The organism is Shewanella sediminis HAW-EB3 (genome assembly GCF_000018025.1).
In the GTDB taxonomy this organism is placed as follows: Bacteria; Pseudomonadota; Gammaproteobacteria; order Enterobacterales; family Shewanellaceae; genus Shewanella; species Shewanella sediminis.
Genome location: NC_009831.1, coordinates 4168454 through 4183193, shown reverse-complemented (window position 1 = coordinate 4183193; position 14740 = coordinate 4168454). Strand labels below are relative to the sequence as shown.

The following is a 14740-nucleotide window of genomic DNA, read 5'->3' as shown; positions in this document are numbered from 1 at the left end:
GAATTGCTTTAGTAGCACCTGAATCAAATATAAATACTAAAGTGTGATCTTAGGCTGATTCTAAAAAACTTCATTATCCACTTAAAACACTCACATTTTTCATGGCGATGCCGTGATATTTGCGGTAAAATGCGCGCGAACAGCGTGATTGCGGTCGCATTTCTGTAATAAATCTGCGCTAGCTCAATGAGATGGGTTTTGATGAAGACTTGTCATATTTAGCAGGAACGCGTCGCATTTTCTTTCCTTCATAACGTAGTGCTTGTGGATATGATTACAATAAAGAAAGGATTGGACCTGCCCATAGCAGGCGGACCAGAGCAAGTTATCCATAATGGCTCAGCCATTAAACGTGTAGCTACTTTGGGTGAAGAGTATATTGGCTTACGTCCTACCATGAAAATTAAGGTGGGTGATAAAGTTAAAAAAGGTCAGGTTATCTTTGAAGATAAAAAGAACCTTGGTGTTAAATATACTGCTTTAGCCAGTGGCACAATTTTAGAAGTTAACCGGGGCGCCCAACGTGTACTTCAGTCTGTCGTCATCGCTATGGAAGGGGAAGAGAGTGTTTCCTTTGCTAAGTATGATGCCGCACAACTAGACACGCTAGACTCTCAACAAGTTCGTGACAACCTGATTGAATCGGGTCTGTGGACGGCGTTGAGAACTCGTCCTTTCAGTAAAGCCCCAGCCGTAGATTCTACCGCTGCCGGCATCTTCGTTACCGCGATAGATACTCAACCTCTTGCAGCCGACCCGGAAGTGGTTATCGGTGAGCATAAAGAAGATTTTGCCAACGGACTTAAGGTCCTGTCGAGATTGACTGAAGGTAAAGTTTATCTGTGTAAAGCGCCTGGAACCGATATTCCTGCAGCTAACGCACAGGTAGAAGAGTTTGCAGGAGCACATCCAGCAGGTCTGGCCGGTACACATATTCATTTCCTATTACCAGCTTCAGTTAACAGAACTGTTTGGCATATAGGTTATCAAGATGTGATTGCGGTTGGTCAGCTATTTACTACCGGTGAGCTCAATACTCAACGTGTGATAGCAATTACCGGCCCAAAGGCGGCTAAACCACGACTCGTACGTACTCAGCTTGGCGCTTCTACCGCAGAGATCTCTGCCGGTGAATTTACCGATGGTGAAGTACGTGTGATCTCTGGTTCGGTTCTTAGTGGTCGTACTGCTTCGGGTCCCCATGCCTACCTGGGCCGCTTCCATCAGCAAGTGTCTTTACTCGAAGAAGGTAGAGAGATGGAGTTTATCGGTTGGGCTATGCCTGGACCGAATAAGTTCTCAATCACTCGCGCTTTCCTTGGTCACTTCTCACCTTCTCGTCTGTTTAATATGACGACGAGCACCGGTGGTTCAGACCGAGCCATGGTACCGATTGGTAACTATGAGCGTGTAATGCCACTCGACATTCTTCCAACTATGTTGCTTCGTGACTTAGTCTCTGGTGACACCGATGGTGCCGTTACTCTGGGTGCATTGGAGTTGGATGAGGAAGATTTGGCGCTGTGTACTGTCGTATGTCCCGGTAAGTATGATTATGCAACTTATCTGCGTGACTGTTTAGATACGATCGTGAGGGAAGGCTAATGGGCTTGAAACAGTTATTCGAAAATATTGAACCGCAGTTTGAAAAAGGCGGTAAATATGAGAAGTTTTATGCGCTCTTCGAAGCTGCATATACGGTGTTTTATACGCCGGGTCAGGTGAACAAAGGGGCAACCCATGTTCGTGATAACCTCGACCTGAAGCGTATGATGATCATGGTTTGGGCCTGCGTATTTCCTGCGATGTTCGTGGGTATGTATAACGTTGGGTTACAGGCTCAGGTTGCTTTAGCGAGTGGCTTTGCTTCACCAGATGTTTGGCAGGTCAGCCTGTTCAGCATGTTTGGTACTGAGTTGAGTGCAAGCTCTACCTGGCCAACACTCATGTGGTACGGCGCCTGCTTCTTCCTGCCTATCTATGCGGTTTCATTCGCAGTCGGTGGTATTTGGGAAGTCTTGTTTGCCTCTGTACGCGGTCATGAAGTTAACGAAGGTTTCTTTGTTACCTCCATTCTTTTTGCGCTAACACTACCACCTAACATTCCATTATGGATGGTTGCCTTAGGTATCACCTTCGGTGTGGTTGTAGCCAAGGAGATATTCGGTGGAACAGGGCGTAACTTCCTCAACCCAGCACTTGCCGGTCGTGCTTTCCTATTCTTCGCTTACCCTCTGAGTATGTCTGGTGACACCTCTTGGGTAGTTGCCGATGGATTCACTGGCGCTACAGCACTTAGCCAAGCGGCTCAAGGTACACTTGAGTTTGGCTTTAACCAAGATTGGTGGGATAACTTCCTGGGCTTCATTCCAGGTTCGGTCGGTGAAGTCTCGACCCTGGCACTTCTATTGGGTGGCGCAGTCATCGTTTATGCCCGTATCGCTTCATGGCGCATTATCGCAGGTGTGATGGTCGGTATGATTGCCGTCTCTATGCTCCTCAATGCAATTGGTAGTGATACTAACCCTATGTTTGCTATGCCTTGGTACTGGCACTTGGTACTCGGTGGTTTTGCCTTCGGTATGATGTTTATGGCAACCGACCCTGTATCGGCTTCGTTTACCAACCAGGCGAAATGGAGTTACGGGATCTTGATTGGTGCAATGGCTGTGTTTATTCGCGTCATTAACCCTGCATTCCCTGAAGGTATGATGTTGGCCATCTTATTCGCCAACCTGTTTGCACCGCTGTTTGACCATTTTGTGGTTCAGGCAAATATCAAGCGGAGGATCGCTCGTGGCTAGTAATAAAGATTCGTTCGGCAGAACTCTCTTTGTGGTTGTCGGTTTATGCTTTATCTGTTCGGTTTTTGTATCAACCGCAGCGGTATTGCTACGACCAATTCAGATAGAGAATAAATTGCTCGATAAGCAGAAGTATATTCTTGAAGCTGCAGGCCTTATCGATACTAAAAAGGCAAAGGTAGATAAAGCTGAAGTACTTGAGACTTACGCTAAGTTCGTTGAAGCTAAACTGGTTGACCTGAAAACAGGTGAATGGGTTGAAGGTGATGCAGATACATTCGATGCCGATAAGGCTGCGCGTGACCTGAAAAACTCATTCAAACCACAAAATGATGTCGCTTCGGTAAAACGTGTAGCGAATACAGCTGTTGTCTATGTGGTTAATGATGAGCAAGGTAAACCTAAGACGCTGATCTTACCTATTAAAGGTTACGGCCTTTGGTCGACCATGTATGCATTCCTGGCTGTTGAGCCTGATATTAATACCATTAAAAGTCTGGTTTATTACTCATTTACCGGTTCGGGTGAAACACCTGGCCTGGGTGGTGAAGTACAAAACCCTCAGTGGATGGCGAAATGGCATGGTAAGAAGCTCTATAACGAGCAAGGGGAGTTAGCGATTAAAGTCACTAAGCTTCCGGCTGTTGCTGCTTCTGTTCATGGTGTCGATACCTTGTCTGGTGCAACCTTGACGGGTAACGGTGTTCAAAACTCATTAGATTTTTGGTTAGGTGAGGAAGGTTTTGCTCGCTTTATCGAGAAAGTTCGTAAAGGAGGGCTGAGCTAATGGCTAACGCTAAAGAACTTAAGGAGGTCCTGTCGGGGCCAATAGTGAGTAACAACCCGATTGCCTTGCAGGTATTGGGTGTATGTAGTGCACTTGCTGTAACCAGTAAGTTGGAAACTGCATTGGTTATGACGATTGCATTAACTGCCGTTTGTGCTTTCTCTAACTTGTTTATCTCAATGCTACGTAACCATATCCCCAGCAGTGTGCGTATTATCGTACAGATGACTGTGATTGCATCTTTGGTAATTGTGGTAGACCAGGTGCTACAGGCTTATGCCTACGATGTGGCTAAGCAGCTTTCGGTATTTGTTGGTTTGATTATCACTAACTGTATCGTAATGGGGCGCGCCGAAGCTTATGCGATGAAAACGCCGCCCATGATGAGCTTTATGGATGGTATAGGTAACGGTATCGGCTACGGTGCTATCTTGCTGTCAGTTGGTTTTGTCCGTGAACTCTTTGGTAATGGTTCGCTATTTGGTGTCGAGATCTTAAGCAAGATTTCAGATGGTGGCTGGTATCAGCCAAACGGTCTGTTATTGCTACCACCGAGTGCGTTCTTCTTAATCGGTACGTTGATCTGGATCATCCGTACTATTAAGCCAGAGCAAGTTGAAGCAAAAGGGTAAGCGCGATGGAACATTATATTAGTTTGCTAATTCGCTCTATTTTCATCGAGAATATGGCACTCTCTTTCTTCCTGGGGATGTGTACATTCCTGGCGGTTTCAAAGAAAGTGACCACAGCGATGGGATTGGGTATTGCAGTAGTTGTGGTACTGGCGATTTCAGTTCCGGTTAACCAGATCATCTATCAGGGGCTGTTAGCGCCTGGTGCGTTGACTTGGGCTGGTCTTCCGGAAGCCGATTTGAGTTTCTTGAAGTTTATCACCTTCATCGGTGTGATCGCTGCACTCGTACAGATCCTTGAGATGGTGTTGGATAAGTTCTTCCCACCACTATACAACGCTCTGGGGATCTTCCTTCCACTTATCACCGTAAACTGCGCAATCTTTGGTGCGGTATCTTTCATGGTTGAACGTGATTACAACCTGGTAGAAAGTATGGTGTTTGGTGTGGGTTCAGGGCTTGGTTTTGCATTAGCTATCGTCTTGTTAGCTGGTATCCGTGAAAAGCTGAAATATGCTGATGTGCCTGATGGACTACGTGGCTTAGGTATTACCTTTGTTACTGCGGGTTTGATGGCGCTTGGATTCATGTCGTTTTCTGGTGTGTCCCTATAACAGGGGCCCATTGGGTTCCTATTTCGGACTTTTAAGGATAAGTTAATGGATATTCTTAAATCTACTCCTCTCGAGGTTTACCTCGGTGTGAGTATGTTTACCGCTATTGTCTTAGGTTTGGTGCTAATCATTTTATTTGCCAAGTCAAAGTTAGTGAACAGTGGTGACATTACAATTGGTATTAATGATGATCCTGAAAAAGGGATCAGCATACCTGCTGGTGGTAAGTTACTTGGTGCACTCGCTGAGCAGGGTATTTTTATACCGAGCGCCTGTGGCGGCGGTGGTACTTGCGGTCAGTGTAAAGTACATGTTAAATCAGGCGGCGGTGATATTCTGCCAACTGAGATGGACCATATCAATAAAGGTGAGGCTCGTGAGGGCTGTCGTTTATCTTGCCAGGTAAACGTGAAAACCGATATGGAAATTGAACTCGAAGAGGAGATCTTCGGTGTTAAGAAGTGGGAATGTACCGTTATCTCTAACGATAACAAGGCCACTTTCATTAAAGAGCTTAAGCTTCAAATCCCTGATGGTGACTCGGTACCTTTCCGTGCCGGTGGTTACATTCAAATTGAAGCGCCTGTTCATCACGTTAAATATGCAGATTATGATATTCCTGCAGAATACCGTGGCGATTGGGAACACTTTGGTTTCTTCAACTTAGAATCTAAAGTTGATGATGAGACAATCCGTGCATATTCAATGGCGAACTATCCTGAAGAGGAAGGTATCATCCTGTTGAACGTGCGTATTGCGACGCCTCCGCCACGTAACCTAACACTGCCTTGCGGTAAGATGTCTTCGTACATCTTTAGCCTTAAAGAGGGTGACAAGGTGACAATCTCGGGTCCATTTGGTGAGTTCTTCGCTAAAGAGACTGATAATGAGATGGTATTTGTCGGTGGTGGTGCAGGTATGGCGCCGATGCGTTCTCATATCTTCGACCAACTTAAGCGTCTTAAGACTAACCGCAAGATGAGCTTCTGGTATGGCGCCCGTTCTAAGCGTGAAATGTTCTATGTTGAAGATTTCGATGGCTTAGCGGCTGATAACGAGAACTTCGATTGGCATGTGGCACTTTCTGATCCTCAGCCTGAGGACAACTGGGAAGGCAAGACTGGTTTCATTCATAATGTACTTTATGAAAGTTACCTGCGCGACCATGAAGCGCCGGAAGATTGTGAGTTCTACATGTGTGGTCCTCCAATGATGAACGCCGCAGTTATCGGTATGCTTAAAGACTTAGGTGTCGAAGATGAAAACATCCTGCTGGATGACTTCGGTGGCTAATTACTTCTTATAAAGCTAGAATCTGCTGAAGTCGTTGTCATCTGATTTGAACCGGGAAAAGTGGGCATAGATAATTCGTCATGTGCACTTTTCTTCTTCGAAACAGACGACATAAGTAGAATAGTGATTAAGGATCCAGGTCAAAATGAAAAAGACCTTAGTAAACTGGTTAGCTCTTATTGGGCTAGCCTTTTTTGTTTCAGCCTGTACTCAACCAGCTGAACTTGTGTCGCTCTCGGGTAATACCATGGGCACGACGTATCACATCAAAGTTGTTCCTAATGAGCAACTGCCTGAGGTTAACCTGTTACAAGCCGAGATCGATCTGGCACTGGAAAAGGTCAATGATCAGATGTCGACTTACAGGCCCGACTCCGAGTTGTCTCGCTTTAACAATATGGGCCATGAAGAGACGGTGACGGTATCGAAAGATACGGCATTTGTTATCGCCGAGGGGATACATCTGTATAAGGTTACAGGTGGTGCGCTTGATATCACCTTGGGACCGCTGGTCAATCTATGGGGCTTCGGGCCCGACAAACGTCCGACAGCATTGCCCTCTCAGGCAGTCATTTCCGCTGCGAAAGCCAAGACCGGCATCGAATATCTGCACCTCGATGGTAACAAGCTTAGCAAGACCAATCCTGACTTGTATGTGGATCTCTCATCGATTGCCAAGGGCTTCGGTGTCGATGTTGTTGCATCTCTGCTCGATAAGTATCAGGTATCGGGTTACTTGGTCGAGGTGGGCGGTGAGTTGAGTGTATTTGGCCAGAAGATTGATGGCTCTCCCTGGCGCGTCGCCATCGAACAACCCGATGTTGATGATCGTGAGATACAGCAGGTGATCGAACCGGGCGATATGGCGGTTGCAACATCTGGTGATTACCGTAATTATTATGAGGAGGAGGGACGTCAATTCTCTCACCTTATCGATCCTCGTGACGGTTACCCTATCGATCACAGATTAGCGTCGGTTACCGTCTTACATAAACAGTCTATGGTAGCCGATGGTTACGCTACCGCTATGATGGTGATGGGGTCGCAGGCGTCACTGGAGCTTGCCGAGCAAGAGAGTCTTGCGATCATGTTGATCGAGAAGCAGGATGATGGCTTTAACGTTTTCTATAGTGATGCCTTTAAGCCATTTTTAGGTAAGTAACGTGTTCGATAGTGATTTGATGGTATAATATTCTAATCACGCTATTGTTGGAGTGCATAATGAGTACATTTATAGCGGCATTTGTAGTGTTACTGCTGTTCTTTTTATTAATGTCGATCGGTTATTTGGTTAAACGCACAGCCGTTGCAGGTAGTTGCGGTGGGTTAGGCGCACTCGGAATTGAGAAGGCGTGTGATTGCGATGACCCATGTGAAAACCGCAAGGCTAAGATGGCCGAAGCGGAACGATTAGAAAAGCTTAATAAGAATCGCATTCTTTAGTTAACTTAGATTCACCATAATTGAGCACCTTAACTAACACTTCTAGTAAAAGGTGCTTTTTTATGCCCGAAAATCAACGACCCCCGAAGATGTTTGACTATACTTTTTCTATGATTTGTCGATGAATGAGGATAGCCGATGAGTTTTGACATGGAAGTTATATTAGATTCAGTTGTTCATTTGACGGAACAACGTCAGCTAGAGTCACTTACCGCCAGCCTTATCTCCACCGTTAGACAGTTTATCGCCCCCATAGATGTACAGATACTCGATACCTCTCTATCAGATGATGACAGGGAAGAGGTTATTCTTCCCGAACATTTACTCAATGATGCCGGTGGATTAAAGAAAAGCTTAGCTTGTTTTACTCATTGTGTGTCGATGCGTCAAACTTACTACTGTCGCGATACTATTCCGGCACAAGTTGCCATACCTATCATTTTAAATAACTGTATTGTTAAGGTGCTATGGGTAAAAATTACCTGTCTTTCCGATCAAAATATTAATTTGTTAAATGGCTTCGCTAAGGTTTATGAAAATTTTCTCACCATCGTTATCGAATGTGAAACAGATGTGCTGACCGGCTTACTGAATAGAAAGGCGTTCGAGAGCAGGTTGAAGCTGGCGAGTGAAACCAGCTATCAAAATTCCGGGCTCGATGATCAGAGATTGAGTTATTGGCTCTGTATTTTTGATATCGACAAGTTTAAATTGATCAATGATACTTTCGGTCATCTCTATGGCGATGAAATCCTGTTGGATTTAGTCACGGTTATGCGAAACGTATTCAGTGAGAGTGACGGAATGTTCAGATTTGGGGGCGACGAGTTTGTGCTCTTGATTGCTCCCGATACTAAACAGAGGGTGCGTGCTAAGTGCGAGCGATTCTGTAACGAGTTGTATGAGTTTCATGATCAAAATATCCAGGTCACACTCTCTATGGGGATGACTGAGGTATTGCCTGGTGAGCAAGCCAGTGGTTTATTGGAAAAGGCCGATCAGGCTCTCTATTACGTCAAGGAAAATGGTCGTAACCGAATTGAGATATTTGAAGAGCTGGTATCTCAGGAGTTAATTTCCCTTAAGAAGTTTGAGGACGATATCGAAATCTTTTGAGTATTCTTGAACTAACTGAGCTTAAGATGATCTACGAACAGTTCTAATCTCAGTCTGCTGCCAACTACTTGCTAACCCTAAGCATGATCCTTAGGGCTCCTTTCTGTTTTTATGTGCTTTCACTTGAGTACTGTTTAAATATACAGTATCTTGTTTGACAGGTACTATTTTTGAATTTAGTTTAGTGAAAAAAATCATTCATATCGATATGGATTGTTATTTTGCCGCGGTGGAGATGCGTGACTTCCCTGAGTTAAGGGGGAAACCCATCGCCGTGGGAGGAAGAAGCGACAGGCGAGGTGTCATCAGTACCTGTAACTATGAAGCCAGGAAATTTGGTGTTCGCTCAGCCATGGCCTCGGGCTATGCCCTGAAACTCTGCCCCGATTTGATATTGGTGCCGGGACGCATGTCCGTTTACAAGGAGGTGTCGGCACAGATCAGGGAAGTTTTTTCTCACTACACCGACTTGATAGAGCCGCTCTCACTCGATGAAGCCTATCTCGATGTCACCGACTGCACCCAGTGTCAGGGTTCGGCAACATTAATCGCTGAGGCCATTCGACAAGAGATATTTGAACTTACGGGGTTAACCGCCTCAGCCGGAATCGCCCCCATTAAGTTTCTCGCAAAGATAGCTTCAGATCTTAATAAACCTAACGGACAGTATGTGATAACGCCCAATATGATCCCGGCATTCGTAAAGGATCTGCCGCTTATCAAGATCCCCGGAGTGGGCAAGGTTACTGGCAAAAAACTTGAAGATATCGGTTTAATCACCTGTAGCGATCTGCAGGCTTATCCTGAAGCGGCGTTAATTGAGCGATTTGGGAAATTTGGTTCCGTATTGATTGAACGTGCACAAGGTATCGATACTCGTAATATCTCTCCCCACAGGGAACGAAAGTCCGTGGGCGTAGAGACCACGCTGGCTAAGGATATCTATAGCTTAGAGCAGTGTCAGGGGGTAATGCCCCAGTTGATCCAGGAGTTAGCGACTCGAATAAAGCGTAGCGCCAAAGATCGCACCATCCATAAGCAGGTCGTTAAGCTTAAGTTTAATGATTTTAAACAGACGACCATAGAGCATCGAAGCGATGAGGTGTCGGTAAAGTTGTTTTATGATCTACTTTCACAGGCGTTAGAGCGGCAGCAGGGGCGAGGCATTCGATTACTTGGCGTTTCCGTAGGCTTAGCGAGTCAGTCTGATATTAAAACAGCCGAAGAGAATGAAGTGAGAGAGTCGCAGATGGACCTTGGGTTTTAAGAAGTAACCAGGCCCTAGGTTCTGGAACCTAGGGCCTGATAAACTTAACCTTTCTCTGGAATACGTTCCAGTACGGCTAACAGTAGCTTGTAGTATTGATCAACGGTTTCAATCAAGACTTTTTCATCCGGACTGTGTGGGTAACGAATGGTTGGGCCAATCGATACCATATCCATCTCAGGGTAGGGTTTCTTAAACAGACCACACTCGAGTCCGGCATGAATCACCATGATCACAGGCTCTTTGTTGTAGATGCTGTCGTAGGTCTCGCGTACCAATGCCATTACCGGTGAGCTGTTGTCTGGCTTCCAGCCTGGATATGCGCCGCTAAACTGGATTTCAGCACCGGCTAGGTTGGTGAGTGAAGTTAAAACAGTTTCAATTTCCTGGCGACCAGAATCGATAAGAGAGCGAATTAAGCAAAGAACTTCAACACTTTCTGCTTCTGTGCTAATCACACCTACATTTAATGATGTTTCAGTAACGCCTTCAACCTCATCACTCATGCGGATAACGCCATTTGGACACGCATTAAGTAGGTCGATAAGCATATTCTGAGCATCTTCGCTCATCACTTGTTTAGCAGCCGGGGCTTCGAGTAGCTCCAGCACCATGTCCGGATCGGCAATAGCAAGCTCTTCTCTTACTAACGCCTGAAACTCTTTCGCCAGGGCATCAAGTTTTGTGATGTTTTCAGCTGGCAGCATAAAGCTTACCGAGGCTTCACGTGGGATAGCATTTCGCAGAGAGCCACCAGTGAAGTTCGTTAACTCTAAGGCTAATTCGTCTGCATGGTTAAACAGGAAGCGAGCTAATAGTTTATTCGCGTTACCGCGACCCAAGTGAATGTTTACCCCTGAATGGCCACCTTTCAAGCCTGAAAGGGTTAAGGTGTAGGTTGAGTGACTTTGCTCAGGAGCTTGCCAAACCATAGGCACGCTAATCTGTCCGTCAACACCACCGGCGCAACCCATGTAGATCTCGCCTTCCTGCTCAGAGTCTGTGTTGATCAGAATATCTGCATTCAGGTAACCGGCTTCCAGTCCAAATGCACCCGTCATGCCCGCTTCTTCATCTATTGTCAGCAGGACTTCCAGTGGGCCGTGAGGAATATCGTCTGAACCTAAAATGGCTAATGCAGACGCCATGCCGATACCATTATCGGCACCTAAGGTTGTTCCGGTCGCTTTTACCCATTCACCATCGATAAAAGGTTCAATCGCGTCTTTCTCGAAATCATGCGTTTTATCAGAGTTCTTCTGCGGCACCATATCGATATGAGCCTGCAGGGCAACAACCTTACGGTTTTCCATACCCGGTGTAGCAGGCTTCTTAATGATGAGGTTACCGACTTTATCTTCAACCAGTTCGAGTTGTTTATCTTTGGCCCAGGCTTGAATATGTTCGCTCAAAGCCTGCTCATGTTTAGATGGATGGGGAATTGCACAAATTTGTTCGAACCACTGCCACAGGGCTTGAGGTTGTAATTGACTTAATGCTGTCACTGATGACTCCTCTTTTAAAGTCGATGAGGCTAAAAATGGCCATAGTTTACCACAGTGTTTGGGGGACTTTCGGAGATGAGTGTTTCCTGTGAGTGTCTGCCGGTAATTTAAGTGTCAGCGAAAGTTGCCATTGTGATCCTTTCAAGGCAAAGAAGCTCGACAAAAGAGCTTGGCATTGAAGTGGATTTAGGGGCATATTGTCTGCCCAAACTAGATAATTTTAACTTCGGCAACTATTTAGAAAAGTAGGTTCGGGGTTATCAATATTCGATTCGGTACTCACTGCCCGCAATGATATCGATTTGATCTCACAAGCAAAAGGATGGTTTATGGCTCAGGTTAATTTTGTTGATGTACAAGATGATGATGCAATTTTTGAAGGTAGCGGCTGGGATGCACTCGTTGTCGTCGCTGCCGATATAACCCAAACTTGCTTCGATGAGATTTCACTGTTGGCAGACCATGGCGCTAAGGTAGATAAGCGCGTCGGTCACTCTCCTACTTTACTGTTTGCCCCCGGGTTAGCCGGTGGGCGACTCATCATATCTCCTGTGAAAAACAGTAATGATGATTTTGAAGATGTCAGAGTCTTTGCAGATGCGGCCAGAGCCGGTATCAGGCTAGCTAAGGACGCCGGCGCAACTCGTCCGTTACTGCTGGTGGCTAAAAATGGTGATCTCAGGTATCAATTTGCTTCCGAAGTCGCCGCGCTCTCTTGCGGTCAGGAGTTATGGCAGGCGCTTGAACTTCGCGAAGCTAAAGGGGACAACCCGGAATTTGAGGCTATCGGTTTGCTTAACTCATCTAAAGCATCACAGAGCCTGAACGCCATCGAGGCGGGGCGGACTCTGGCGCGGGATCTTTGTGGCACCGAGCCCGAGCGAATGTCAGCGCCGGCATTTGCCGACTACTGTGTTGCGGCTTACCGGGACTCGGGACTCAAGGTCGGTGTGATCGAAGATAGAGATGTCTTGGAGCGAGATTATCCCTTGTTAAGCGCTGTCGGACGCTCATCTTTTGCGGTGTCGAGACATCAACCACGTGTCGTGAAATTAGAGTATGTGGGAGAGGGGTCTATCGAACGCACCTATTTCTTTGCCGGTAAAGGTGTGGTTTATGATACCGGTGGTGCTGATATTAAAGTTGCTGGTGGTATGGCAGGGATGAGCCGCGATAAAGGTGGCGCCGCAGCCGTTGCCGGCCTGATGAAAACCTTATCTCTGCTTAAGCCTAAAGGTATTCGAGTGGTCGCCGAACTTGGCTTAGTAAGAAACAGCATTGGCAGCGAAGCCTTTGTGACCGATGAGATAATTACCAGTCATGCCGGTGTCAGAGTCAGAATAGGTAATACGGATGCGGAAGGACGTTTAGTGTTAGCGGATCTCCTGTCCCATCTCAGAATGCAGGCTGAAAAAGCGATAAAGCCTGAACTCTTTTCTGTCGCCACGCTTACCGGCCACGTGGTCCGCTGTTATGGTGGTTATACTGCGACGGTCGAGAATGCTGTCGCTAAGCAAGCCGGTATTGCAGCGAGCATCGCAAATGAGGGGCAAGCCTGGGGGGAACCTATCGAGCAATCGGTACTGCGCCGGGAGGATTTTGCTAAGATTATCGATCCATCGGGGGCCGCCGATATACTCTCCTCGAATAATGCTCCCTCTTCAGTTACCGCGAGAGGACATCAATATCCGGCGGCGTTTCTTCTGCAAGCCTCAGGTTTAAGTCTCCATGGAAGTGCATCAAAAACACCACTGGCCTATACCCATGTCGATATAGCGGGTAGTGCGACCGAAGGTCACCCACAATACGGAAAGCCGACAGCGACTCCTTTAGTGGGCCTGTATAAACATATCACCAGAGGATAAAGCTCCATTAAGCTGCAAGTGACACAACGTGTCACTTGCAGTGACTAGTTTGCAAAGTATGATGTCATTTTCCTTCTCTAATATGCTGCCCCAGTTTTTATCTTGGTTGTTTTTCATCGTTTATCTGAAACTTTTCTGTAACTTCTCCACCAATGCGCACTACATTTCGACTAAAAAGTACTGAATTGGTGGTTAACTTACGCAAAAATAGCGTATTTCAGATATAAATCAAAAAAAGCTTGTAATAAAATTACATTTAACTATAATTGATTTCGTTGGTTAGGCACTGAGCCTTCCATCATTAAGTCTATCCAGGATGGATAACTCTCCAAGGAATCGAGCGACAGGTTGACTCTACGGCTTTTTAGCTGCTTTGTTTTACAAGTTAAGCCAAATTTGAGTAGAGTAATTTTATTACAACTTTGTTTAGGAGTATTGACTATGTCTTATACCGGAAATCAGCACGTTTATTGGCAAAACACTTGGTTCTGTACCGATGCTTTGCGTGGCGGCTTATTTGCAATGAACACTAAGGGTTAATCCTTTAGGGTTTACAGGGCTGACTACCCCTTTAAGTAGTTTCCATCATCCATCAACCTTAATCCCTTTTGGGATGTTTAGACTCAAGTTGCATCTTGATCATCTGATCGATATGCCAGTGTAACTGCTAGCGTGGTAACTCTTTCCTTTAGGAACACTTGAAATTAGTCTTTGCCCGCTCTTTGAGCGGGCTTTTTTTTGTCTGCTTATCGCCTGTAGCCAGCCAAAACCACCTTATCAGTTGGTCGATCTCTTTAGACGCGTTTACTTGAAGGTGATCGGCGCTCGCCCTCTGTCTCTATTTAATCAGTATCGTGTCCCGTGTTCATCTATGGTCGTTATAAAATTACAGGATTGGGTGAATTTAGATTAAATCTCAGATAAAACTTGTAATAAAATTACATCAGGGGTATAGTTATCTCGTTGGTTAGGCAATGACGCCTTCCACCTCTAGGTCTATCCAGGATGGATACTTCTCCAGGGAATTGAGCGACAAGTTGACTCTGCGGCGTGATAGCTACTGTGTTATGTAAGCTAAGCCAAGTTTAACTTGAGTATTTTTTTTACAACTTTGTTAGGAGTATCTACTATGTCTTATACCGGAATTCAGAATGTTTATTGGCAAAACACTTGGTTTTGTACTGATGCATTACGTGGCGGTCTATACGCCATTAGCTTCAAGGGCTAACCACCCCTCAAGCTAGTTACCATCTATCGACCCTTATCCCACTGGGATGTTTAGACTCAAGTAACATCTTGATCTTAAGATTGAAATGTTAGTATAACTGTTAGCGCGGTAACTCATTCCATTAGGAACACTTGATTTAGTCTCGGCCCGCTCTTTGAGCGGGCTTTTTTTTGTTTATTTCCCCTC

General features: G+C 45.8%; 12 protein-coding genes. 11 read left to right on the top strand and 1 reads right to left on the bottom strand.

The genetic code is table 11. The annotated features are described in order from the left end of the window. The first annotated feature begins 270 nt into the window (after nucleotides 1-270). From SSED_RS17920 to dinB, 10 genes are all read left to right on the top strand, one after another. Nucleotides 271-1605 carry a Na(+)-translocating NADH-quinone reductase subunit A gene (locus SSED_RS17920; protein WP_012143765.1) on the top strand — a complete coding sequence of 445 codons (1335 nt, stop codon included), beginning with the start codon at nucleotides 271-273 and terminating at the stop codon, nucleotides 1603-1605. Next, nucleotides 1605-2804, top strand: coding sequence for an NADH:ubiquinone reductase (Na(+)-transporting) subunit B (locus SSED_RS17915; protein ID WP_012143764.1), 1200 nt, complete (start codon nucleotides 1605-1607; stop codon nucleotides 2802-2804). Before SSED_RS17920 ends, SSED_RS17915 begins: the two co-directional genes overlap by 1 nt. After that, nucleotides 2797-3591: a Na(+)-translocating NADH-quinone reductase subunit C gene (locus SSED_RS17910; protein ID WP_012143763.1), complete on the top strand. Its 795-nt coding sequence runs from the start codon at nucleotides 2797-2799 to the stop codon at nucleotides 3589-3591. The genes SSED_RS17915 and SSED_RS17910 overlap by 8 nt, the downstream gene beginning before the upstream one ends. Next, complete coding sequence (locus tag SSED_RS17905) at nucleotides 3591-4223, top strand: NADH:ubiquinone reductase (Na(+)-transporting) subunit D (RefSeq protein ID WP_012143762.1); 633 nt, start codon at nucleotides 3591-3593, stop codon at nucleotides 4221-4223. The genes SSED_RS17910 and SSED_RS17905 overlap by 1 nt, the downstream gene beginning before the upstream one ends. A 5-nt stretch (nucleotides 4224-4228) precedes the next feature. Further along, nucleotides 4229-4837, top strand: coding sequence for an NADH:ubiquinone reductase (Na(+)-transporting) subunit E (gene nqrE / locus SSED_RS17900; RefSeq protein ID WP_012143761.1), 609 nt, complete (start codon nucleotides 4229-4231; stop codon nucleotides 4835-4837). Between the two features lie 45 nt (nucleotides 4838-4882). Continuing rightward, entirely contained in the window at nucleotides 4883-6130 is a 1248-nt protein-coding gene (gene nqrF, locus SSED_RS17895) for an NADH:ubiquinone reductase (Na(+)-transporting) subunit F (RefSeq protein ID WP_012143760.1), read from the top strand. 145 nt (nucleotides 6131-6275) lie between these two features. After that, nucleotides 6276-7292 carry an FAD:protein FMN transferase gene (locus SSED_RS17890; RefSeq protein WP_012143759.1) on the top strand — a complete coding sequence of 339 codons (1017 nt, stop codon included), beginning with the start codon at nucleotides 6276-6278 and terminating at the stop codon, nucleotides 7290-7292. Between the two features lie 59 nt (nucleotides 7293-7351). Then, nucleotides 7352-7573, top strand: coding sequence for a (Na+)-NQR maturation NqrM (nqrM, locus tag SSED_RS17885; RefSeq protein WP_012143758.1), 222 nt, complete (start codon nucleotides 7352-7354; stop codon nucleotides 7571-7573). A 138-nt stretch (nucleotides 7574-7711) separates the two neighbouring features. After that, on the top strand, nucleotides 7712-8689 hold the full coding sequence (locus tag SSED_RS17880) for a GGDEF domain-containing protein (RefSeq protein WP_012143757.1): 978 nt from the start codon (nucleotides 7712-7714) through the stop codon (nucleotides 8687-8689). 184 nt (nucleotides 8690-8873) lie between these two features. Next, nucleotides 8874-9956: a DNA polymerase IV gene (gene dinB / locus SSED_RS17875; RefSeq protein WP_012143756.1), complete on the top strand. Its 1083-nt coding sequence runs from the start codon at nucleotides 8874-8876 to the stop codon at nucleotides 9954-9956. 44 nt (nucleotides 9957-10000) lie between these two features. On the opposite strand, the gene SSED_RS17870 is transcribed toward dinB, so the two are convergent. Beyond that, a complete protein-coding gene (locus SSED_RS17870) occupies nucleotides 10001-11461 on the bottom strand; it encodes an aminoacyl-histidine dipeptidase (RefSeq protein ID WP_012143755.1) in 1461 nt (486 codons plus the stop codon). Between the two features lie 329 nt (nucleotides 11462-11790). Between SSED_RS17870 and SSED_RS17865 the strand changes: the two genes are divergently transcribed. Next, the gene (locus SSED_RS17865; protein WP_012143754.1) at nucleotides 11791-13326 is read left to right on the top strand and encodes a M17 family metallopeptidase; all 1536 of its coding nucleotides are present in this window, start codon (nucleotides 11791-11793) and stop codon (nucleotides 13324-13326) included. Nucleotides 13327-14740 lie beyond the last annotated feature (1414 nt).